Raw genomic sequence first — 20,715 nt, forward strand, 5'->3', positions numbered from 1 at the left:
CCCATTCAGCCAGGGATTACCATTTACCTATGCAGGACATTAATTCCGGCGGGATAATCATCGGATATTCCGCCTCTCCTGCTCAGGGATGGGCATCCCCCTCTCTGTCCACAACCCGGAGATTTTCAATGTCGATCGACCTTTCCACGCTGTCCCCGCGTGAGCTCGGTGCATTGATCGCCAGCGCCAGGAAGCGCCAGCAGCAGCTGGCCAAGCGCAGCCCGGCGAGCAAGGTCCGCGCGAAGCTGACCAGGCTGGCCAAGGCCGAGGGTTACACCATCGAGGAGCTGTTCGGCCCGGGTGGCGGCGCCACCGGCACCCGCGGTGCCGCGCGGCCGGCCCGCAAGCTGGGCAAGGTTCCGCCGAAGTACCGCAACCCGGACAACCCGAAGGAGACCTGGACCGGCCGCGGCAAGCAGCCGCGCTGGCTGGCCGCCGAGCTGGCCAAGGGCCGCGACATCAGCGAGTTCCTGATCCCCGGCGTGACCAAGCCCACCGCCGCCAAGCCGGCCGCGGGCAAGCGCGTGGTCAAGAAGGCCAAGAAGTAAGCCGCCCGCCGCGGCACGAGGAAAACGCCGGCCCGGATGGCCGGCGTTTTTTTGCCCGCACGCAGGTCCGGCCGGTCGCCCGGCCCTCGCCACCGACCCGCCCCTTCCCAACCGGATCGCCGCATTTTTGCAGGCACCGCGTACGCGGCGATGCGACAGCGCCGCCCGGTCGCGGCGGACGCACCCGCGCCCGGGTGTCTGGATCGTCGTGGATGTACGCCGGCCGGGCCGCCGCGGACGCGGCTCCCTGGGGGCACACGCGCGGCAACGGCGGCGGACCGCCGGGCGCGCTGCCGGGTCAGAGGTTCTTGCGCGCCGGGATCACCAGGTTGCCGAACAGCAGGCCGGCCACCAGCGCCATCAGGATGTTGAGCACGCCCAGCATCGCGCTCTGGCCCACGTCCATGTCCTGCTGCTGCACCAGGGTCAGCAGGCCGCGCAGGCTGGCGCTTCCGGGCACCAGCATGATGATGCCCGGCAGGCGGATCAGGGCGCCCGGGCGCTGCACCCAGCGGCCGAAGCCATTGCCGGCGGCGGTCAGCACCAATGCCGAGAGGAAGATGCCGGACTGGTTGCCCCAGGCGTCCCCGGCGTAGCGGGCGATCAGGTAGCCGGCCACGGCCGCGCCCATCACCCACGGGTAGTCGCGCAGGCTGGCCTTGAACAGCACGGCGAAGGCGAACGCGGCCACGCCCAGCGCGGCCCATTCCACCCAGTCCGGCTGCGGCCGCGAGGCGCGCACCTGCGGCTCCAGGCCGGCCAGGTCCAGCAGTATCACCGCCACCATCGCGCCCACGGTCAGCTTCAGCACCGTGGTCAGGGCGCCGGCGAAGCGTACCGTGCCGGAGACCCAGTGCTGGCTGGACAGCTCGTTCATGGCGTTGGTGATCGCCATACCAGGCAGGAGCACGACCAGCGAGGCGATCACCACCGTGTTGAGGTTCAACGGCCCGCCCGCGGCGGCCACCAGGCTGACCACGGTGCCGGCCACCAGCGCCGACAGGGCCTCGCCGGCCTCGCGCCAGTTCAGGCGCGGGCTGACGAACTGGTCCAGCAGGCCCATCAGCACGCCGGTGACGCCGGCGGTGGCGATGTCCAGCCACGGCAGGCGCCACAAGCCGGCCACGCCGGCCGCGGCCAGGCCGAAGGCCAGCACCTGCATGATCCGGCTGCGCAGCCGCGGCGGCCGGTCGAGGGTGCGCAAGGCGGTATGGCCCTGGGCGATGCTCATGTGGCCGTTGGCCACCGCCTCGGCGATGCGGTCGGCCTCGCACAGCTTGTGCAGGTCGTTCTCGCCCGGCGGCAGGCGGATCACCCGGGTGGTGTCGGTGCTGCCCAGCGGCTTGCGCGGGTCGCTGAAGCTGAGGATCAGGCCGGTCGGGTTGGACCAGGCCTCGCACTCCAGGTCCAGCCGCTGCGACAGGGCGGTGATGGCCGCCTCCAGGCGCTGGGCGGTGGTGCCGTACCGGTGCAGGCGGGCGGCCATCTCCGCGACGAAGGCGATGCGCTGGGCATAGCTGGCCTGGGAGTGGACGGAAGCGGTCGCCATCGGACTAGTATGGCCCGAGGCGCGGCCACGCGCCCTTCCCCCGCCGCCCGTATACTCGCCGGGCCGACATGAGCCACACGCCCACGAACCCGCCACGATGGCAGCAGGACCCGGCCGACCCCGGCCGCGTGGTCCTGTCCGGCGAATGGACCCTCGCCCATGCCCCGGCCCTGGCCGACTGCCTGTGCGCGGTCCCGGAGGGGACGGCCACGGTGGATGCCTCCGGCGTGGCCCGGCTGGACTCGGCCGGCGCCCTGCAGCTGCTGCGTTTCGCCCGCCGGCGCGGGCTGGGCGAGGGCGCCATGCGCTTCTCCCCGGCCCACACCGCCCTGGTCCAGGCCATCGAGGACGTCTCCGGCAACCCGCCGCCGGCCCGGCGCGACTACGGCTTCGGCGCGGCCCTGGAACGCCTGGGCCGGGCGGTGCACCGCAACCTGCGCGAGGTGGTGGCGCTGCTGGGCTTCACCGGCGAAAACCTGTGGAAGCTGGCACGCATGGTGCGCGAGCCGCGCCGCTTCCGCCTGACCGCCACCGTGGCGCACATGGAGCAGGTCGGGCTGGACGCAGTGCTGCTGGTGGCGCTGCTGTCCTACCTGGTCGGCGCGGTGATCGCCTTCCTCGGCTCGACCATCCTGCGCGACTTCGGCGCCGAAATCTTCGTGGTGGAGCTGGTGTCCATCGCCTTCCTGCGCGAGTTCGCCGTGCTGCTGACCGCGATCGTCCTGGCCGGCCGCACCGCCAGCGCCTTCACCGCGCAGATCGGGGCGATGAAGGCGCGTGAGGAGATCGACGCCATCCGCACCCTCGGCCTGGACCCGATCGACCTGCTGGTGATCCCGCGCCTGCTGGCCCTGCTGGTCACCCTGCCCCTGCTGACCTTCATCGCGATGATGGCCGGCCTGGCCGGCGGCGTCACCGTGGGCGCCTTCGACCTGGACATCCCGCCGCAGATGTACCTGGCGCGCATGCAGGAGACGATGGAGGTGCGCCACTTCCTGGTGGGCCTGTCCAAGGCCCCGGTGTTCGCCCTGGTGATCGGCCTGATCGGCTGTCTGGAGGGCCTGCAGGTGCAGGGCACGGCGCAGTCGGTGGGCGAGCGCACCACCTCCAGCGTGGTGCAGACCATCTCCCTGGTCATCACCATCGACGCACTGGCCGCGCTGTGGTTCATGCACATGGACTGGTGAGCATGGCGACCGACAGCCCCCGTCCCGCCACCGCCCCGGCAGCCCCCGACGACGCGCCGGCCATCCGCATCCGCGGCCTGGTCAACCGCTTCGGGCAGCAGGTGGTGCACGACGGCCTGGACCTGGACGTGCGCCGCGGCGAGATCCTCGGCGTGGTCGGCGGCTCGGGCACCGGCAAGTCGGTGCTGATGCGCACCATCCTCGGCCTGCGCCGGCCGCAGGCCGGCAGCATCCAGGTGCTGGGCACCGACGCCCTGTCCGACCGCCCGGAGGACCGGCTGCGCATCGAACGCAGCACCGGCGTGCTGTTCCAGGACGGGGCGCTGTTCTCCTCGCTGACCGTGGGCGAGAACGTCGAGGTGCCGTTGAAGGAGCACCACCCCGAGCTGCCGGCGACCTGGCGCCGCGAACTGGCCCTGCTCAAGGTCAAGCTGGCCGGCCTGCCGGGCGACGCGGTGGACAAGCTGCCCTCGCAGCTGTCCGGCGGCATGCGCAAGCGCGCCGGGCTGGCGCGGGCGCTGGCCCTGGACCCGCCGCTGCTGTTCCTGGACGAGCCCACCGCCGGCTTGGACCCGATCGGCGCGGCCGCCTTCGACCGGCTGCTGCGCACCCTGCAGCAGGCCCTCGGCCTGACCGTGTTTCTCATCACCCACGACCTGGACACCCTGTACGCTATCTGCGACCGCGTGGCGGTGCTGGCCGACCGCCGCGTGGTGGTCGCCGCGCCACTGCCGGACGTCGAGCGCTTCGACCACCCCTGGGTGCAGGAGTACTTCCACGGACCGCGCGCGCGCGCCGCGCGCCGCGCCCGGGCCACCGCGACGGAGGCGGACTGAGCATGGAAACCCGCGCCAACTACGTGCTGATCGGCGCCTTCACCATCGTGGTGTCGATCGCACTGCTGCTGTTCGGCCTGTGGGCCGCCAAGTACTCCTCCGAGCGCAGCTGGCAGCGCTACCAGATCGTGTTCGACGAGGCGGTCACCGGCCTGTCGGTGGGCAGCCCGGGGCAGTACAACGGCATCGCCGTCGGCTCCATCCAGAAGCTGAGCCTGGACCCGGAGGACCCGCGCCGGGTGATCGCCGTCATCCGCGCCGACGCCCGCGTGCCGATCAAGACCGACACCCGCGCCAAGCTGGCCATCACCAGCCTCACCGGCCCGGCCATCATCCAGCTCACCGGCGGCACGCCCGGCGCACCGCGGCTGACCGCGGTGGACCGGCGCGACCCGCCGGTGATCCAGACCACGCCCTCGGCGCTGCAGAACATCACCGACACCGCCAACCGCATCGTCGAACGCCTGGACCAGGTGCTCAGCGACGAAAACGTGGCGCGCATCGGCCAGACCCTGGCCCACCTGGAGCGGATCAGCGGCACGCTGGCCTCGGACGAGGAGGGCCTGCAGGCGCTGCTGGCCAGCGCACGCGACGCCGCGCGCCAGCTCGACGCCACGCTGCAGACCACCAACGGCACCATGCAGCGCTTCGACCGGAACCTCGTGCGCGAGCTGCCGGGGCTGGTGGACCGCCTGGATTCCACCCTGGCGCGGCTGGACTCGGCCGCCGGCCACGCCGATGCCATCCTCGGCGAGAACCGCGCCGCACTGAACAGCTTCGCCAACGAGGGCATGGCCCAGCTCGGCCCCACCCTCACCGAGCTGCGCGGCCTGATCCGCGACCTGCGCCAGATCAGCGACCGCCTGGAGAACAATCCCGGCCGCTTCCTGCTCGGCCGCGACGCGCCCAAGGAGTTCGAACCGCGATGAATGCCCCCTCCCGCGCCCGTGCACGTCCGGCCCCGCGCCCTGCCGCGCTGCCGCTGCTGGCCGCCGCGCTGTGCCTGCTGGCCGGCTGCTCGATCCTCGGCGGCAAGCAGCGCGACCCGGTCACCCTGTACTCGCCCGAGGTCCGCGTGCAGGCCGACCCGTCCTGGCCGGCGGTGGAATGGCAGCTGGCCATCGCCCGCCCCACTGCGCCGCGCCTGGTGGACAGCGCGCGCATCGGCGTGCGCCCGGTGCCGGGCGAGCTGCAGGTCTACCGGGGCGCGGTGTGGGTGCAGCCGCCCACCGACATGCTGGAAGCCGCGGTGCTGCGCACCCTGGAGGACTCGGGGAAGATCGCCGCGGTCGGCCGCCAGGCCACCGGCCTGCGCTCGGACTTCCGCCTGGCCATGGACATCCGCCGGTTCGAAGCCGACTACGCCGGCGGCACGCTGCCGGCGGCGACCATCGAGGTCAACGCCAAGCTGCTGCGCAACGGCGAGCAGCGCGTGGCCGCCAGCCGCACCTTCCTGCGCACCCAGCCGGCCCCCGCCACCGACACGGCCAGCGTGGTGCGCGCCTTCGAGCAGGCGCTGGGCGCCATCACCGCCGACATCGCCGGCTGGACCCTGGCCGAAGGCCAGGCCGACATGCTGCGCCACCCACCGCAGTAACGCCCCGGCAGGTGCCGGGCAAGCGGCGACACGGGAGTGACCGGCCGCGGCGTGTGCTTCTGCGCCGGGGACACCGGACGGGCCACGCAATACAGGTGGCGGCTGCACACCGGCTCCGGATGCGCCGACCGGGTCGCCGCTGACGCGGCTCCTACAGAGGCTCCTGCGGGCACGACCGGCGCGGCGGCGCCCCCCCCGGTTCCTGGCGCGCCGGGCGCCGGAGGACGTGGCGGAAGGTCAGGTTGATGCGCTCGCCCACCGGCCGCGCGGTGCGTGGCAGGGCGTGGCGCCAGTGGCGCTGGGTCGGCCCTTCCATCAGCAGCAGGCTGCCCGGTTCCAGGTCCAGGGCCAGACGCAGCGCCGGATCCCGGCGGTGGCGCAGCAGGAAGCGGCGGGTGGCCCCCAGGCTCAGCGAGGCGATCACCGGCTCCGGACCCAGCTCCGGCTCGTCGTCGCTGTGCCAGCCCATGGCGTCGGCGCCACCGCGGTAGCGGTTGGCCAGCACGCTGTTGAATGGCCGGCCCAGTTCGGCCTGCAGGCGGTCGCGCAGGGCCGCCAGCTCCGGCAGCCAGGGGTGCGGCTCGAAGCGGCTGCCGGAATAGCGGTACACGGCCCCGGCGGCGCCGATCCAGCAGCTCAGGCGCGGCGAGGGCAGCTCGCGTCCGAACAGGCGGACCCGGTGCACTTCCCACGGGACCTCGCGCAGCAGGCGCGCGTGCAGGGCCCCGGCCTCCGCCGGCGCCAGCCAGCCACGGGCCAGGCGCACGCGTGCCTGGGGCAGGTCGAAATGCTCCCATTCGATGCCGCCAACCTAGCAGGCCGGCGCGGCGGCGGCGTGCATTTGCTCCGCCCGCGCCGAACCCCGAGAATGGGGTTTTTCCATCAGCAAGCCCGGAGCCCGCACGATGTCGGACACCCAAGCCAGCACGATTGCCCAGGCGGCCGAAGCCGTCGAACGTGACGTGATGGAATACGACGTCGTCACCGTGGGCGCCGGCCCGGCCGGCCTGGCCTTCGCCATCCGCCTCAAGCAGCTCAACCCGGACATCTCGGTCTGCGTGATCGAGAAGGCCAGCACGGTGGGCGCGCACATCCTCTCAGGCGCGGTGATCGAGCCCGGCCCGCTGGACGAGCTGCTGCCCGGCTGGCGCGACAACCCGCCGCCGATCTGCGTGCCGGCCACCGAGGACGAGTTCTGGTTCCTGACGAAGGACGGTGGCCGCAAGTTCCCGGTGGTGCCGCCGGGCATGCGCAACCACGGCAACTTCATCGTCTCCCTGGGCGCACTGTGCGCCTGGCTGGCGCCGCAGGCCGAGGCGCTGGGCGTGGAGATCTACCCGGGCTTCGCCGCCGCCGAAACCCTGCACGCCGCGGACGGCACGGTGCTGGGCGTGCGCATCGGCGACATGGGCGTAGCCCGCGACGGCTCGCACAAGCCCGGCTACACGCCCGGCATCGACATCCGCGCCAAGGTCACGGTGCTGGCCGAGGGCGCGCGCGGCCACCTGACCAAGCGCCTGGTCAAGCGCTTCGCCCTGGACCGCGACTGCGATCCGCAGGCCTACTCCATCGGCATCAAGGAGCTGTGGCAGGTGCCGGCCGGACGCGTGAGCCCCGGCAGGATCGTGCACACCCTGGGCTGGCCGGCCGACAGCCGCACCTACGGCGGCAGCTTCCTCTACCACCTGGACGGCGACCGCGTCGCCCTGGGCTACGTCAGCGGCCTGGACTACCGCGACCCGGAGTACAAGCCCTGGGAAGCCTTCCAGCAGTGGAAGAACCACCCGATGATCGCGCCGCTGCTGGAAGGCGGCAGCATCCTCTCGGCCGGCGCGCGCGCCATCGTCACCGGCGGCTGGCAGTCCCTGCCCAGAGTGGAGATGCCCGGCGCGCTGCTGATCGGCGACACCGCCGGCCTGCTCAACGTGCCCAAGATCAAGGGCACGCACCAGGCCATCCGCAGCGGCATGCTGGCCGCCGAGCACCTGGCCGGCAACGGCCTGGACCCGGCCGGCTTCGACGCCAGGCTGCGCGGCTCGGCGGTGGCCGCCGAGCTGAAGCAGGTGCGCAACATCAAGCCCGGCTTCAAGAAGGGTCTGTGGTTGGGCCTGGCCAACGCGGCCTGGGAGACCCTGGTGCGCGGCGCCTCGCCGTGGACGCTGAAGGTCACCCCGGACTGGTCCTCGCTGGACAGGATCGGCGAGCACGAGCAGCCCAGGCGCGACTACGTGGAGCGCAGGCTGCCGCCGCGCGACCGCCTGCAGGGCGTGTACTACGCCGCCACCGAGCACGACGAGGACCAGCCGGTGCACCTGAAGGTGCGCGACACCTCGATCTGCATCGAGCGCTGCACGGTCGAGTACGGCAACCCCTGCACCCGCTTCTGTCCGGCGGGGGTGTATGAGATCGTCGAGGACGCGGCCGGCCGCCGCCTGCAGATCAACGCCGCCAACTGCGTGCACTGCAAGACCTGCGACATCAAGGACCCGTACCAGATCATCGACTGGGTCACGCCCGAAGGCGGTTCAGGCCCGAACTACCAGAACCTGTGACCTTGACGCGGTAACGACCTCCGCCGTTTTTAGCATCGGCCCACCGCCCGCGACCGGGGAGGTGGGCCGTGGAGTTCAGGTTCCAGGACTGGAAAAGCCGGCAGGACCATCCCCGGCTGCGCGATGCCTGGCTGGCGACGCAGGAACTGGCCGCACGCAGGCTCGACGGGCGGGTGGCCGATTGCATCCTGTGCGGGCGCCCCACCGTGCTGCGCCTGGCCGGCGCCACCGATCCACCGGACCTGCGCGAGCAGCTGGTCTGCACCCGCTGCGGTCTCAACACCCGCCTGCGCGCGGCACTGCACCTGCTGCGCGGGCAGCTGCGCGGCCGGGTGCCCGCGCCACGCCCCCCCCCCCGCCGTCGCTTCCGCGCCGGCTGCTGTCCCGCATCGGCCTGGGCCCGGATCCGCCCCGCCTGCGGGTCTACGTGACCGAGCAGGCCACGCCCGCCTTCGTGTGGATGCAGAAGCACCTCGGTGTGGACCTGGAGGGCGGCGAGTTCGAACCGGACCGTGCCCGCCGCTGGCAGCTCACCCTGCACCTGCACCGGCTGGGCGGCCGGGGCCGGGTGGCCTACCGCGACCTCACCGCGCTGGATTTCCCCGATGCCTCGCTGGACGCGGTGGCCAGCTTCGAGGTGATCCGCCAACTGGCCCGGGTGCTGAAACCGGGCGGAGCCTGCGTGGCCACCTTCCCCTTCAACGACCGGCCGGACACGCTGGTGCGTGCCCGGCACAGTCCCGACGGCACGGTCGAACACCTCGAGCCGCCCGAGTACCACGGCGACCCGCTGGGCGGCGGCATCCTCTGCTACCACCACTTCGGCTGGGACGTGCTGGACCGCTTCCGCGAAGCCGGCTTCGCCCATGCGGCCATGGTCATGCCCTGGTCGCTGGAGCGCGCACTGCCCTACGGGATGTGGACGCTGCTGGCGCTCCGCTGAGCGCCGGCCGCCTCAGTGGGCGAAAGGCACGCCGGTCTTGGCCTTGAGCTCGTCGAGGTCCACGCCCGGCGCGGTCTCCACCAGCTTCAGGCCTTCGGGCGTGACGTCGAACACCGCCAGGTCGGTGATGATGCGGTTGACCACGCCCACGCCGGTCAGCGGCAGGGTGCACTGCGGCACGATCTTGTGCTCGCCGTTCTTGGCCACGTGCTCCATCAGCACGACCACGCGCTTGACGCCGGCCACCAGGTCCATGGCCCCGCCCATGCCCTTGACCATCTTGCCCGGCACCATCCAGTTGGCCAGGTCGCCCTTGTCGGTGACCTGCATGGCGCCGAGGATGGCCAGGTCGATGTGGCCGCCGCGGATCATGGCGAAGGAATCGTGGCTGCCGAAGTAGCTGGCGCCCGGGCGGGCGGTGACGGTCTGCTTGCCGGCGTTGATCAGGTCCGGATCCACCTCGTCCTCGGTCGGGAACGGGCCGATGCCCAGCAGGCCGTTCTCCGACTGCAGCCACACGTCCACACCCTCGGGGATGTAGTTAGCCACCAGGGTCGGCAGGCCGATGCCCAGGTTGACGTAGGCCCCGTCCGTGAGCTCCTGCGCGGCGCGCTGCGCCATCTGGTCGCGGGTCCAGGCCATTACTTCGCTCCTCGCACGGTGCGCTGCTCGATGCGCTTCTCGGGGTTGGGGTTGACCACGATGCGGTCCACGTAGATGCCGGGCAGGTGGACGTGGTCCGGGTCGATCTCGCCGATCTCCACCAGCTGTTCCACCTCGGCCACGCAGACCTTGCCGGCCATGGCGCAGGCCGGGTTGAAGTTGCGCGCGGTCTTGCGGAACACCAGATTGCCGGCCTTGTCGGCCTTCCACGCCTTGACCAGGGAGACGTCGGCCTTGAGCGCGGTCTCCAGCACGTACCAGTGGCCGTCGTCGAACTGCCGGGTCTCCTTGCCCTCGGCCACCACCGTGCCGTAGCCGGTGCGGGTGTAGAAGGCCGGGATGCCGGCGCCGCCGGCACGCAGGCGCTCGGCCAGGGTGCCCTGCGGGTTGAACTCCAGCTCCAGCTCGCCGGAGAGGAACTGGCGCTCGAATTCCTTGTTCTCGCCCACGTAGGACGAAATCATCTTGCGGATCTGCCGCGTCTCCAGCAGCAGGCCGAGGCCGAAGCCGTCCACGCCGGCGTTGTTGGAGATCACGGTCAGCCCCTTGACCCCCGAATCGCGCAGCGCGGCGATCAGGGCCTCGGGGATGCCGCACAGACCGAACCCGCCCACCGCCAGGGTCTGCCCGTCGGCGACCAGGTCGGCCAGCGCGGTTCTGGCGTCCGGATAGAGTTTGGAAACGGCCATGGTGCCCTCGCTGGAAAACCTCCCGCGATTCTAGCCACAGCCCCGGACCTGGCCACATGTACCTTCGGGCAGGTGCACGCGCGCGCCGGCGCGGGCAGGGCGCCGGTCAGCGGCGGCAGGGCTCGCTGGCCAGGGTGCGCCGCGCCAGCACCCGGCCATCCAGGGCCTTGAGGGTCACGGTGTACCCGTCGTGGGCCCATTTTCCCGCCTCGGCGCTGCCGCGCTTGCCGCCCTGCACCCACAACTTGGGGGGGCGGCCCAGGTTGTTCACCTCCAGTCTCACGCCACCCTCGCCGCGCAGCGCCGTGGCGTCCCACCGCACCCGGGTCACGGTCGGCGTCTCGCAGGCCCGGACCTGTTCCGGCTCCAGCTCCAGCCGCACCGGTGCCGGATCCATCTGCAGGCGGGCGGCCACGCCCGCCGCCACCACCAGGGCCACCACCCCCACTCCCGCACGCCAGGCCACTTTCATCGCAGGAACTCCTCGAAGCGCCCCTGGAACCGGGCCACCGCCGCCGCCTCCACGCCGCGCCGCAGCAGGCGGGCCTCCTCCGAGCCCGGCGGCAGCGCCGCCAGGCGGCGGCCGGCCACGCGGACCAGGTCGTAGTAGGGATCACCGCCGATGCCGGCCACCTCGAGGGCTTCCGCCGCCAGCTCCCAGGCGTGCAGCCTGCGCCCGGCGGCCCGCCGCCCCGCGTCCCCGACGATCAGCCAGGGGACGGTCTGCTCCTGCGCCCTGCGGCCGTCGACGAAGGACAGCGCCTCGTAGGCCTCGGGCAGGGCCGGCAGGTGGTCGCCGAAGAACACCACCACGAACGGCCTGCCGCGGGCCCGCAGGCCGTCGAGCAGGCGCACCAGCTCCCGGTCGGCATTGGCGAGGTGGTAGAGATAGTTGCGCAGGCCGGCCGCGGCGCCGTCCGGCAACCCCTCGGGCAGGCGGATCGCCGCGCGGGCGGCCTCGTCCAGCACCGGTGCGCGGCTGTCGTACGGGCCGTGGTTCTCCATGCTCACCGCCACCACCAGCAGCGGACGGTCGGCGCGCTCCAGCTCGCGCAGGACCAGGTCGGTCATGGAGGCGTCCGAGTACCAGCCGCCGTCCTTCTTCCCGCCTTCACGGAACGCGCGTTCGGTGAGGAAGCGGTCGATGCCCATGGACTTGTAGGTGTCGGTGCGGTTCCAGAACGCGCCCGAATTGGCGTGGATGGCCACCGTGGCGTAGCCGCGCCCGCGCAGCAGCAGCGGCAGGCCGGGCATCCGTCGTGCCGACATGTCCGCGTAGGGATAGATCACCGAGGGGAACGCGCTGACCGGCATCCCGGTCAGCACCTCGAACTCGGTCCGCACGGTGCCGCCGCCGTAGGTGGGCACCACCATTTCGCCTCCGGCGCCCTGCCGGATCAGCGCGCGTGCGCCGGGGATCACGTCGCCCAGCGCCTCCATGCCGGACAGGATGTGCGGGTCCATGAACGACTCGCTCAGGACCACGACGATGTCCGGCAGCTCCCCGCTGGCGGGCGCCGCCGCGCCGCCGGCGCGTTCGGCGGCGGTGGCGGCCAGCACCGCCCGCAGCGCCTCCTCGTCCAGCTTGTACACGGTGTTGGCGACTTCCAGGTGCTTGTACACCAGGCTGCTCATGAGCCCGGCGCGCAGCACCGCGGGTTCCGGGCCGAGGGCCGACGGGCGCACGTGCTCGCGCGTGTACACCGCGGTCCACGGCCACGTGGCCAGGGACTGGGACAGGGCCAGCGCGAGCCCGGCGGCCAGCACCGTGACGCTGGCCGCCCCGGCCCTGCGCGGGACCGGGGACTCGATCCGGAACGCGGCCACCACCGCAACCAGGCCGGCGACGCAGGCCAGCGCGAACGCCCGCGCATCCTCAAGGTAGGAGCCCAGGACCTCCAGGCTGGCGCGGTTGAAGCTGGTGAGGAAGTAGAAGTCCTGCAGGATCAGCGGCGTGCCCAGCACCTGCTGCTTGACCATGCTGGCCTGGCAGGCCGCCGCCTGCAGCAGCAGGACCAGCAGCAGCGAGGAGAACAGCCGCCGGGTCAGGCCCCACAGCAGCAGCACCCAGGGCAGTGCCACGGCGGCATTGAGGCCGACGTTGGCCAGGGTGCGGTAGGCACCGGGGGCCACGCCCAGGGCCCGCCGGTCCAGGCCCCAGAGCAGCAGCGCGTACAGCACCACGCACAGCAGTGCGCCTGCGGCCCAGGCCAGGCGCGGCCACCACGCGCGCCTGCCGGCACCCGGCTGCGGGACGGACACCGCGGACGGAGTTGCTGCGTTCATGCGATCCGAACCTCCCTGTCGATCCCGGGGCACGTCCGTCCCCGTGTGGGCACGGCGCCGGGACGCGCCTGGCGTGCACCGCGCTCCCGCAGGATCGCGCCGCCGGCGCGCAGCCCGACATGCGACAGGCGGACGAAACGTACGGAGTGGGCAGGCCTGCGCCGCCCGCGGCAGGCCGTGGCGGCGGCCGGGTCGCGCCTGCCCCCGGCGGGCCGGTAGAATCGCGGTCCGGCAGCGGCCGCCGTCGCGGACGCGCCGCCCGAACATCCCCGAGGAATCCCCGCACGATGAAGATCCTGGTCGCCTACAAGCGGGTGGTGGACTACAACGTCCGCATCCAGGTCAAGCCGGATGGCTCCGGCGTGGTCACCGAGGGCGTGAAGCTCTCGCCCAACCCGTTCGACGAGATCGCCCTGGAGGAGGCCCTGCGCCTGCGCGACAAGGGCATCGCCACCGAGGTCGTGGTGGCCACCATCGCGCCGGCGGATGCCCAGGCGCACCTGCGCAACGGCCTGGCGATGGGCGCCAACCGCGCCATCCACGTGGTGACCGACCAGCCGGTGCAGCCGCTGGCCGCGGCGCGCACCCTGCTGAAGCTGGTGGAGAAGGAGCAGCCGGACCTGGTGATCCTGGGCAAGCAGGCGATCGACGACGACGCCAACCAGACCGGCCAGATGCTGGCCACGCTGTGGGGCCGGCCGCAGGCCACCTTCGCCAGCAAGCTGGAGGTCGCCGACGGCAAGGCCACCGTCACCCGCGAGGTGGACGCCGGCCTGGAGACCCTGGAGGTCGAATTGCCGGCGGTGGTCACCACCGACCTGCGCCTGAACGAGCCGCGCTTCATCAAGCTGCCGGACATCATGAAGGCCAAGAGCAAGCCGCTGGAGACCATCGCCCTGGCCGACCTGGGCGTGGACGCCGGCCCCGAGCTCAAGACCCTGGCCTACGCGCCGCCACCCAAGCGCAGCAAGGGCATCATGGTCAAGGACGCGGCCGAACTGGTCGCCACGCTCCGGCAGCGGGGCCTGCTGTGAGCGGGCCGGTGCCCGCTTCCGCCCTGCCCACGCATTCCTGACGGCGGGCCCAGGCCCGCCCCACGAGAGGTTCCCATGTCCAAAGTCCTCGTCGTCGCCGAACACCTGGACGGCAAGCTCAACCCCTCCACCGCGCGCACCGTCAGCGCGGCCCAGGCCCTGAATCCGGAGGCCATCGACGTGGTCGTGCTGGCCGCCGATCCGGCCGCGGTGGCCGCCGAGGCCGCGCAGATCGCCGGCGTGGCGCGCGTGCTGGCCGTGGCCAACCCGGCCAATGCCCACGCCGTGGCCCAGGTGCTGGGCCCGCAGATCGCCCGGCTGGCCGCCGGCTACACCCACGTGTTCGGCCCGTCCACCACCTACGGCAAGGACCTGATGCCGGTGGTGGCCGCGCTGCTGGGCGTCAACCAGGTCTCCGACCTGATGGCCGTGGAAGGCGAATACACCTTCAAGCGCCCGATCTACGCCGGCAACGCCATCATCACCGTCGAGGCGCCGGCCGGACAGAAGGTGGTGGCCACCGTGCGCACCGCGTCCTGGTCCGAGGCCGCGCGCGGCGGCAATGCCGCCATCGAGGCCGTGGAGGTGCAGGCCACGCTGCCGGCCCACACCCGCTTCGTCGGCCTGGCCGCCGGCGCCTCCGACCGCCCGGACCTGCAGAGTGCGCGCCGCGTGGTCTCCGGCGGCCGCGGCGTCGGCTCGGAGGAGAACTTCCGCCTGATCTACAGCCTGGCCGACAAGATCGGCGCGGCGGTGGGCGCTTCCCGCGCCGCGGTGGACGCCGGCTACTGCCCCAACGAGATGCAGGTGGGCCAGACCGGCAAGATCATCGCCCCGGAGCTGTACATCGCCGTGGGCATCTCCGGCGCGATCCAGCACCTGACCGGCATCAAGGACGCCGGCACCATCGTGGCGATCAACAAGGATCCGGAGGCGCCGATCTTCGAGGTCGCCGACATCGGCCTGGTGGGCGACCTGTTCACCATCCTGCCGGAGCTGGAAGCGGCGCTCTGAACCACGCGCCCGCGTGCGCCCGTCAGATCTTCGTCGGGGTCGGGCGCATCGCGGTCTGTTTCGGGCTGCAGGGCGTGGCTTCCATCGTCCTGCGCGCCAGCACCACGCCGTTCATCGAGCGCACGGTGATGGTGAAGCCGTCATGGGCCCAGCCGCCGGTCTCGGCCTCGCCACGAGAGTCGGTCTTCGGCATCCACGCCTTGGGGCGCTCGCCGACGTTGTTGACCTCGATCCGCGCGTACTTCAGGCCCAGGCCGGACACGTCCCAGCGCACCTGCAGGCGGCTGGCGTGTCGCACCCGCTCACGACCTGCGGGGTGATCTCCAGTTCGGCGCCACGGTAATTGCAGCCGCCCCCCAGCAGCAGGACCGCCGGCGTAGCCCCCAGTGCCAGCGCACGGAGTGGGGTGAACGGCCTCACTTCGCGAACTCCTCGAAGCGACCGGTCAACCGTGCCGCGGCACCGGCGGCCAAGCCGTTGCGCAGCGCGTCCTTCTCGGGCGACGGCTCCATCTGCTCGGCCTTGCGGCCCAGCTCGCGGACGAAACCGAACCACGGGTCCTCGACGCCGGCGGCAGCCAGCACCTCGGCACCGAGGCGCCAGGAATGCAGCGGCCGCGAAGCGGCCTGCAGCGGCGCGTCGTCCTCGCTGCTGACCAGCACCCACGGCACCCGCTGCTGTTCCGGCGCGCCGCCATCGACGAAGCCGAGCGGTTCGTAGACCTCCGGCATCGCCGGCAGGTGGTCGCCGAAGAAGGCGACGATGAACGGCCGTCCTCTGCCCCTCATCTCCTCCACCAGCCGCGCGAACTCGCGGTCCGCGTTGCCCAGGTGGTAGAGGTAGTTGCGCATGGTCCGCTCCGCATCGCCCTCCAGGCCTTCGGGCACCGGGGTCGCGCTCCATGCCTCGGGATCGCGCACCTTGCGCCGGGTGTCGTACGGACCGTGGTTCTCCATGCTGATCGCCAGCACGAACGACGGCCGATCGTCGTGGTCCAGCTCGTGCAGGATCCGCTCAGTCATCGATTCGTCCGAATACCACAGGCCGTCGCGGACGCCGCCGGCCTGCTTGAACTCGGCATCGGTGATAAAGCGGTCGAAGCCCATCGCGCGGAACACCGTCCTGCGCTTCCAGAACGAGCCGGCATTGCCGTGCACCGCCGCGGTGTCGTAGCCCTTCTCGCGCAGCACGCTGGCCATGCCCTGCACGTTCTTCGCCGGCAGGGTCGCGTAGGGATAGTCCATGCCCGGCAGCACGGCCAGCGGCATCCCGGTCAGCACTTCGAACTCGGTTCGCACCGTGCCGCCGCCATAGGTGGGCACCATCAGCATGCCGCCGCGCCCGCCGTCCAGCAGCGCGCGCACGTTCGGGATCGCCTCCGGCTGCCGGTCCATGCCCGAGAGCACGCGCGGGTCCATGAAGGATTCGCTCAGCACCACGACGATGTCCGGCAGCGGGTCTGGCGCGGCGGAAGTCGCTGGCGGCTGCGGCTGCACCGCGGCAATCGCCTCGCGCAGCGCGGCCTCGTCGATCTTCAGCACCTTGGACTTCGCGACCAGGTGGCTGTGGGCGAGGCTGCCGACCAGGCCGGTGTGGAGCACGGCCTGGCTCAGGTTCAGCGGCGAGGCGCGCACCTTCTTGTCGTCCAGCAGCGCGGTCCACGGCCACGCCGCCTGGTAGAGCGTCGCCGCCAGCGCCACGCCGGCGACGAAGACGCCGGCCTGCACCGGGCCGAAGCGGCGGAAGGAAGGCTTCTCGAAGAAGAACACCACCCCGCCCACGACCAGCGCACCCAGGGCATACACGACCAGGTGCCACTGCTCGCCGAGATAGGAACCGAACAGGGCGAGGCTGGAACGATCCAGGGTGGAGAGGAAGAAGCGGTCGTGCCAGCCCACCGGCTCGGCCAGCAGTTCCAGCTTCATCCTGGAGGCCATGTAGAGCAGCCAGTGCAGCCCCGCGACCAGCAGCGCCGAGAACACGAAGCGGCGGGTCAGCGCCCACAGCAGCAGCAATGCCCCCACGCCCACCAGGGCGTTGGCCACGACCGCACGGGGTCCGAAATAGGCTTCGGCGGCGACGCCCAGCGCCTGGCGGTCCAGGGCCCACAGCAACAGCGGACCGGCCAGCAGCGTCAACAGGATCGCCGCCGCCTGCAACAGGCGCCGCTTCGGCGTGTCGCCGTCACGCACAACAGCTCCGAACAAACCCACTACCTCACGCACGCGGGGCACCACCGATGCCCCCCCCCGCCGGGGGATCCCGTTCCGTCGCCCCTCAGCCAGCGGAACCGGGCATCACGTACTGCTGCGGCGCAGGCGCCCTCAGGGCGCCGTCGCCGTGTCCTGCATCGCCGACGTGCGTCCAGCCACGACGTGGATCGCGGGACGTCCATCCCGGCTCTTCACGACGTAATGGCGGATGTCGGGCACGCCGTTGTCCTCAAGGGTACGAATGTACCCTGCTTTGTCCTCTTCCTTCCAGAAAGCGACCCGGACGCCGTCACGGATCCCCCGATGCCTGTCGATCGTCGCCGGCGTCAGTTCGACCTCGTAGGCGACGCGATTGCCGGTGAGGAAGGCGAACGGCATGAAGAAGCCCCAGTCCGGAAAATACCAGACCGTATCCCAGCGTTCGGTCAGCGCAGCCCGCGACAGTGCGGTCAGCGCATCCGTGCTCATGCCCAGGCCGCCGGTGGCGACCAGGCGATCGTGCACGCGCTGCTGCTGGACCATGTTCCCGCACAGCCAAACGCCCAGCAGCAACGCGCCCGCGACCGCGGCCACGCGGCCGGCCGCGCGCGGTGCGGCGAGCATGCAGATCCACCAGGCCGCCAGGCCCGCGACCATGTAGCCGACCGCGATCAGCACGGTGAAGTGGTGCGCCCACATGCGCGCGCCGAACCACGCGGCGATGGCGATGTACGCCAGCGGCAACGCCGCGCCCGCCAGCAGCACCCGCGCCATCACGCGGTTGCCCTTCCATTCCCGCACTGCGCCGGCGAGGCAGACCAACGTGGCGCCGGCCAGCAGCGCGGTGCGCCACGGCGCCCAGCCGGAGGCGACCGGAGCGCCGACCATCATCGTCTCGTTGCCGCCTCCGCTCACCGCCAGGCGCGCGTAGTGCAGCGCGCTGGCGATGCCGTCGAGGTAGCTCGGGCTGCCTTCGGTGGGCTTCAGCCCGGTCACCGCGTTGCGCATCCATTCGACGAACTGCGCCACGCCACCCACCTCGACCGCCAGCCACACGTAACCGACCACGTAAGGCAGCATGCCGGTGACGAAACCCGTACCCCACAGCATCGCCCTGCGCAGGAAACCGGCGCGTCCGGGACCGAGGATCGCCAGCAGCGCCACCGGCAGCAGGAAGAACAGGAACACGAAGTAGCCGTACACCGCCAGGCCCATCGTCGTGCCGGACAGCAGCAGCATCCACGCGCGGGCGCGGCTTTCCTGGACGATGCGCACGGCCAGATGGAACGAGACCATCAGCCACATCTGCCCGGCCAGGATGATGTAGGCCTGGGTGCGGAAGGAACTGATGAAGGCCATGTCGGTCGCCAGCGCAGTGGCCACCGCCAGCGCCAGCCACGGACGACCGGTGGCGCGACGCAGGACCAGCCAGGCGAACAGCACGATCACCGCGCCGTACAGCGCGTGGGTCAGGCGTGCCGATACCACGTGCGTGCCGAGGAAGCCGTAGGTCAGCAGTCCGAACCAGAAGGTCTGGGTACCGTGGTAGAGGTTGCCCAGCAGCGGCCACCTCGGCCCGGGCAGGACCCACACGGTGTTGTCGAGCGCGGGATTGAACCAGCGCGCGACCAGGTAGTCCGGGTTGATCGCATCCATGTACAGCCCGGGCAGCTCCACGTTGCGCACCGCGCACGCCAGGAACACCATCACCGCGACCAGCCACGCGGCCGGACTGCGTACGGCGCGGCCCACGGCCTGCCAGATCGACCAGTTCATCGCTCTCCCCTCATTCGTGCTGGATCACGACCGCCTGAACACGTAGCGCCGGGCCAGCAGGTAATTGACCAGCAGTCCGGCAAGTGAACCGGCGGCCACGCCGATCACCGGCCACTGGCGCACGCCCGCCAGCGTCGCCACCAGGACCGCGTAGACCAGGTAATTGACCGAGAACCCGCCCAGTTGCGAGGCCAGGTAGCGCCCCCACTCCTGCCACAGCGGTATCCCGCGCGCGCTGGCGGAAAACGTGATGCTGCGGTTGAACACCCAGGTCGTGGTCACCGCGCACAGGAACGAGACGAGCCGCGCCAGATAGGGATCGGCGCCAAGCACCGATACCAGCACGTGCAGCACGCCCGCATCGACCAGGAACGCGATGCCACCCGCTACCCCGAACAGCAGGAAGCTGCGCATGTTTCCGCTCAGCCCGGCCCGGGCTGGCGCAGGTAGGCCAGCATCTTCGCCTCGCGGCGGCCGCGGGTGACCGTGTCCAGGACCAGGCCCACGGTCGCGCTGAGCAGGCCGGTCAGCATGATGCCGGTGGCCAGCACCGCGGTCGGCAGGCGCGGCACCAGGCCGGTTTCCAGGTATTCGATGGTCACCGGGACCATCAGCAGCACCGAGGTGGCGGCGAGGATCGCGCCCATGCCGCCGTAGCACAGCAGCGGCCGTTCGGCGCTGAACAGGCGCAGCATCGTGCCGAGGATGCGGAAGCCGTCGCGGTAGGTGCTGAGCTTGCTGAAGGACCCTTCCGGGCGCTCCTTGTACGGCGTCTCGACTTCGCCGACGGACATCTTCATTTCCAGCGCGTGCACGGTGAGTTCGGTCTCGATGTCGAAGCCGGCGCTGAGCACGGGGAAGGACTTGACGAAGCGCCGCGAGAACGCGCGGTAGCCGGTGAGGATGTCGCGGCAGTTGCGCCCGAACAGCCAGCTGAGGAAGCCGGTGAGCATGCGGTTGCCCCAAGCGTGGCCGGCCCGGTAGGCCGCGTCGGTCTGGGCCTGGCGCACGCCGACGACCATGTCGTGGCCGCCCTCCACCAGGCAGCGCACCAGTTCCGGCGCGCTGCCGGCGTGGTAGGTGTCGTCGCCGTCGACCATGATGTAGACGTCGGCCTCGACGTCGGCGAACTGGCGCCTGACCACGTGGCCCTTGCCCTGCAGCGCCACGTGGCGCACCCGGGCCCCGGCGTCGGCCGCGATCTTCGCGGTGTCGTCGCTGGAGTTGTTGTCGAACACCCAGATCTGCGCTTCCGGCAGCGCCCGGGCCATGTCCTGCACGACGCGGGCGATGGTGACCGCTTCGTTGTAGCAGGGGATCAGTACCGCGACTTGCATGCGTGGCCTTTCGGTAGGGAAATTCATTCGCCGCAGGCGAGGCCGCCGACGACGTAGCTGGCCAGCTCGGTGCCGTCCAGCTTGACCAGGGCGAAGCGGGTTCCCTCGAACACCCAGTCGCCGGTATCGGCGGCGCCTTCAAGGCCGCCGCGGGTGAAGAGCTTTGCCTCGGACTCGCCGCGCCCGTACACGAGCACCTCCACCTTCTCCCCGACGCCCGGATCGGTGACCTTCCAGCTGACCTGGGCGGCAGTCCGGTCCCTGCCAGGGCAGCGGTACACGTAACCTGGCTTGACCTTCAGGGTGTAGGGACCGGCTTCGACGACGCCTTCCGGCGCCACCGCGGCGATCGCCGGGTGGTCCGCCGCCCCCCCGCGGGGGGGCGGCTCCTCGTCCGAGGGCCTTGGGCCGCACGCGGCCAGCATCATGGCGGAAACCGCCACGAGGAAAGGAAAACGACGCATCCGGGGCTCCTCCCGCTAAGGACAGGGGAAATCCGCGCAATTTAAGCA

22 protein-coding genes are annotated in these 20,715 nt (G+C 71.5%); 10 read left to right on the top strand and 12 right to left on the bottom strand.

Going from position 1 to position 20,715, the window contains the following annotated elements; all coding sequences use genetic code 11:
• Positions 1-128: 128 nt before the first annotated feature.
• Positions 129-548 (top strand): H-NS histone family protein, encoded by a 420-nt coding sequence (locus CR938_RS06070; protein WP_162124141.1) that lies wholly within the window; start codon positions 129-131, stop codon positions 546-548.
• 298 nt (positions 549-846) lie between these two features.
• Here CR938_RS06070 and CR938_RS06075 read toward each other — a convergent pair whose 3' ends face one another.
• Complete coding sequence (locus tag CR938_RS06075; RefSeq protein ID WP_162124142.1) at positions 847-2,097, bottom strand: threonine/serine exporter family protein; 1,251 nt, start codon at positions 2,095-2,097, stop codon at positions 847-849.
• 68 nt (positions 2,098-2,165) lie between these two features.
• On the opposite strand from CR938_RS06075, the gene CR938_RS06080 reads away from it, so the two are divergent.
• The 4 genes from CR938_RS06080 to CR938_RS06095 are packed head-to-tail and all read left to right on the top strand — an operon-like array spanning position 2,166 to position 5,717.
• A complete protein-coding gene (locus tag CR938_RS06080) occupies positions 2,166-3,284 on the top strand; it encodes an ABC transporter permease (protein ID WP_162124143.1) in 1,119 nt (372 codons plus the stop codon).
• 2 nt (positions 3,285-3,286) lie between these two features.
• Entirely contained in the window at positions 3,287-4,120 is an 834-nt protein-coding gene (locus CR938_RS06085) for an ABC transporter ATP-binding protein (protein ID WP_162124144.1), read from the top strand.
• Between the two features lie 2 nt (positions 4,121-4,122).
• Positions 4,123-5,049 (top strand): MlaD family protein, encoded by a 927-nt coding sequence (locus CR938_RS06090; protein ID WP_162124145.1) that lies wholly within the window; start codon positions 4,123-4,125, stop codon positions 5,047-5,049.
• On the top strand, positions 5,046-5,717 hold the full coding sequence (locus CR938_RS06095) for an ABC-type transport auxiliary lipoprotein family protein (RefSeq protein WP_162124146.1): 672 nt from the start codon (positions 5,046-5,048) through the stop codon (positions 5,715-5,717). The genes CR938_RS06090 and CR938_RS06095 overlap by 4 nt, the downstream gene beginning before the upstream one ends.
• A 151-nt stretch (positions 5,718-5,868) precedes the next feature.
• On the opposite strand, the gene CR938_RS06100 is transcribed toward CR938_RS06095, so the two are convergent.
• Positions 5,869-6,519 carry an alpha-ketoglutarate-dependent dioxygenase AlkB family protein gene (locus CR938_RS06100; protein ID WP_162124164.1) on the bottom strand — a complete coding sequence of 217 codons (651 nt, stop codon included), beginning with the start codon at positions 6,517-6,519 and terminating at the stop codon, positions 5,869-5,871.
• A gap of 103 nt (positions 6,520-6,622) precedes the next feature.
• On the opposite strand from CR938_RS06100, the gene CR938_RS06105 reads away from it, so the two are divergent.
• From CR938_RS06105 to CR938_RS06115, 3 genes are all read left to right on the top strand, one after another.
• Positions 6,623-8,269, top strand: a complete 1,647-nt coding sequence (locus CR938_RS06105; protein WP_162124147.1) for an electron transfer flavoprotein-ubiquinone oxidoreductase — start codon at positions 6,623-6,625, stop codon at positions 8,267-8,269.
• 68 nt (positions 8,270-8,337) lie between these two features.
• The gene (locus CR938_RS06110; RefSeq protein ID WP_162124148.1) at positions 8,338-8,700 is read left to right on the top strand and encodes a hypothetical protein; all 363 of its coding nucleotides are present in this window, start codon (positions 8,338-8,340) and stop codon (positions 8,698-8,700) included.
• Positions 8,697-9,212: a class I SAM-dependent methyltransferase gene (locus CR938_RS06115; protein WP_162124149.1), complete on the top strand. Its 516-nt coding sequence runs from the start codon at positions 8,697-8,699 to the stop codon at positions 9,210-9,212. Before CR938_RS06110 ends, CR938_RS06115 begins: the two co-directional genes overlap by 4 nt.
• A gap of 12 nt (positions 9,213-9,224) precedes the next feature.
• Here CR938_RS06115 and CR938_RS06120 read toward each other — a convergent pair whose 3' ends face one another.
• The 4 genes from CR938_RS06120 to CR938_RS06135 form a co-directional block, all read right to left on the bottom strand.
• Positions 9,225-9,854, bottom strand: coding sequence for a CoA transferase subunit B (locus CR938_RS06120; protein ID WP_162124150.1), 630 nt, complete (start codon positions 9,852-9,854; stop codon positions 9,225-9,227).
• Positions 9,854-10,564 (bottom strand): CoA transferase subunit A, encoded by a 711-nt coding sequence (locus CR938_RS06125; protein ID WP_162124151.1) that lies wholly within the window; start codon positions 10,562-10,564, stop codon positions 9,854-9,856. The genes CR938_RS06120 and CR938_RS06125 overlap by 1 nt, the downstream gene beginning before the upstream one ends.
• Before the next feature lie 106 nt (positions 10,565-10,670).
• Positions 10,671-11,036, bottom strand: a complete 366-nt coding sequence (locus CR938_RS06130; RefSeq protein ID WP_162124152.1) for a hypothetical protein — start codon at positions 11,034-11,036, stop codon at positions 10,671-10,673.
• Positions 11,033-12,850: an LTA synthase family protein gene (locus tag CR938_RS06135; protein ID WP_162124153.1), complete on the bottom strand. Its 1,818-nt coding sequence runs from the start codon at positions 12,848-12,850 to the stop codon at positions 11,033-11,035. Before CR938_RS06135 ends, CR938_RS06130 begins: the two co-directional genes overlap by 4 nt.
• A 287-nt stretch (positions 12,851-13,137) precedes the next feature.
• Here CR938_RS06135 and CR938_RS06140 point away from each other — a divergent pair, with 287 nt between their 5' ends.
• Positions 13,138-13,884, top strand: coding sequence for an electron transfer flavoprotein subunit beta/FixA family protein (locus CR938_RS06140; protein WP_162124154.1), 747 nt, complete (start codon positions 13,138-13,140; stop codon positions 13,882-13,884).
• 75 nt (positions 13,885-13,959) lie between these two features.
• Positions 13,960-14,898, top strand: coding sequence for an electron transfer flavoprotein subunit alpha/FixB family protein (locus CR938_RS06145; protein WP_162124155.1), 939 nt, complete (start codon positions 13,960-13,962; stop codon positions 14,896-14,898).
• A gap of 22 nt (positions 14,899-14,920) precedes the next feature.
• Here CR938_RS06145 and CR938_RS06150 read toward each other — a convergent pair whose 3' ends face one another.
• From CR938_RS06150 to CR938_RS06175, 6 genes are all read right to left on the bottom strand, one after another.
• Positions 14,921-15,196, bottom strand: a complete 276-nt coding sequence (locus CR938_RS06150; RefSeq protein WP_162124156.1) for a hypothetical protein — start codon at positions 15,194-15,196, stop codon at positions 14,921-14,923.
• Between the two features lie 118 nt (positions 15,197-15,314).
• The gene (locus CR938_RS06155) at positions 15,315-17,090 is read right to left on the bottom strand and encodes an LTA synthase family protein (RefSeq protein WP_162124157.1); all 1,776 of its coding nucleotides are present in this window, start codon (positions 17,088-17,090) and stop codon (positions 15,315-15,317) included.
• Between the two features lie 132 nt (positions 17,091-17,222).
• Complete coding sequence (locus CR938_RS06160; RefSeq protein ID WP_162124158.1) at positions 17,223-18,866, bottom strand: phospholipid carrier-dependent glycosyltransferase; 1,644 nt, start codon at positions 18,864-18,866, stop codon at positions 17,223-17,225.
• Between the two features lie 24 nt (positions 18,867-18,890).
• A complete protein-coding gene (locus CR938_RS06165) occupies positions 18,891-19,280 on the bottom strand; it encodes a GtrA family protein (RefSeq protein WP_162124159.1) in 390 nt (129 codons plus the stop codon).
• An 8-nt stretch (positions 19,281-19,288) separates the two neighbouring features.
• Positions 19,289-20,203 carry a glycosyltransferase family 2 protein gene (locus CR938_RS06170; RefSeq protein ID WP_246190994.1) on the bottom strand — a complete coding sequence of 305 codons (915 nt, stop codon included), beginning with the start codon at positions 20,201-20,203 and terminating at the stop codon, positions 19,289-19,291.
• Between the two features lie 23 nt (positions 20,204-20,226).
• Positions 20,227-20,667, bottom strand: a complete 441-nt coding sequence (locus tag CR938_RS06175; RefSeq protein WP_162124161.1) for a hypothetical protein — start codon at positions 20,665-20,667, stop codon at positions 20,227-20,229.
• Positions 20,668-20,715: the final 48 nt, after the last annotated feature.

Origin of the sequence: Pseudoxanthomonas taiwanensis, assembly GCF_010093135.1 — a bacterium.
Classification (GTDB): Bacteria; Pseudomonadota; Gammaproteobacteria; order Xanthomonadales; family Xanthomonadaceae; genus Pseudoxanthomonas; species Pseudoxanthomonas taiwanensis.

What these genes read in the sequence shown, in the direction of transcription:
- CR938_RS06160 (WP_162124158.1), bottom strand. Translation starts at nt 18,866, where the DNA reads ATGAACTGGTCGATCTGGCAGGCCGTGGGCCGCGCCGTACGCAGTCCG.
- CR938_RS06165 (WP_162124159.1), bottom strand. Translation starts at nt 19,280, where the DNA reads ATGCGCAGCTTCCTGCTGTTCGGGGTAGCGGGTGGCATCGCGTTCCTG.
- CR938_RS06095 (WP_162124146.1), top strand. Translation starts at nt 5,046, where the DNA reads ATGAATGCCCCCTCCCGCGCCCGTGCACGTCCGGCCCCGCGCCCTGCC.
- CR938_RS06170 (WP_246190994.1), bottom strand. Translation starts at nt 20,203, where the DNA reads ATGCAAGTCGCGGTACTGATCCCCTGCTACAACGAAGCGGTCACCATC.
- CR938_RS06130 (WP_162124152.1), bottom strand. Translation starts at nt 11,036, where the DNA reads ATGAAAGTGGCCTGGCGTGCGGGAGTGGGGGTGGTGGCCCTGGTGGTG.
- CR938_RS06075 (WP_162124142.1), bottom strand. Translation starts at nt 2,097, where the DNA reads ATGGCGACCGCTTCCGTCCACTCCCAGGCCAGCTATGCCCAGCGCATC.
- CR938_RS06135 (WP_162124153.1), bottom strand. Translation starts at nt 12,850, where the DNA reads ATGAACGCAGCAACTCCGTCCGCGGTGTCCGTCCCGCAGCCGGGTGCC.
- CR938_RS06175 (WP_162124161.1), bottom strand. Translation starts at nt 20,667, where the DNA reads ATGCGTCGTTTTCCTTTCCTCGTGGCGGTTTCCGCCATGATGCTGGCC.
- CR938_RS06090 (WP_162124145.1), top strand. Translation starts at nt 4,123, where the DNA reads ATGGAAACCCGCGCCAACTACGTGCTGATCGGCGCCTTCACCATCGTG.
- CR938_RS06125 (WP_162124151.1), bottom strand. Translation starts at nt 10,564, where the DNA reads ATGGCCGTTTCCAAACTCTATCCGGACGCCAGAACCGCGCTGGCCGAC.
- CR938_RS06120 (WP_162124150.1), bottom strand. Translation starts at nt 9,854, where the DNA reads ATGGCCTGGACCCGCGACCAGATGGCGCAGCGCGCCGCGCAGGAGCTC.
- CR938_RS06105 (WP_162124147.1), top strand. Translation starts at nt 6,623, where the DNA reads ATGTCGGACACCCAAGCCAGCACGATTGCCCAGGCGGCCGAAGCCGTC.
- CR938_RS06085 (WP_162124144.1), top strand. Translation starts at nt 3,287, where the DNA reads ATGGCGACCGACAGCCCCCGTCCCGCCACCGCCCCGGCAGCCCCCGAC.
- CR938_RS06070 (WP_162124141.1), top strand. Translation starts at nt 129, where the DNA reads ATGTCGATCGACCTTTCCACGCTGTCCCCGCGTGAGCTCGGTGCATTG.
- CR938_RS06080 (WP_162124143.1), top strand. Translation starts at nt 2,166, where the DNA reads ATGAGCCACACGCCCACGAACCCGCCACGATGGCAGCAGGACCCGGCC.
- CR938_RS06140 (WP_162124154.1), top strand. Translation starts at nt 13,138, where the DNA reads ATGAAGATCCTGGTCGCCTACAAGCGGGTGGTGGACTACAACGTCCGC.
- CR938_RS06145 (WP_162124155.1), top strand. Translation starts at nt 13,960, where the DNA reads ATGTCCAAAGTCCTCGTCGTCGCCGAACACCTGGACGGCAAGCTCAAC.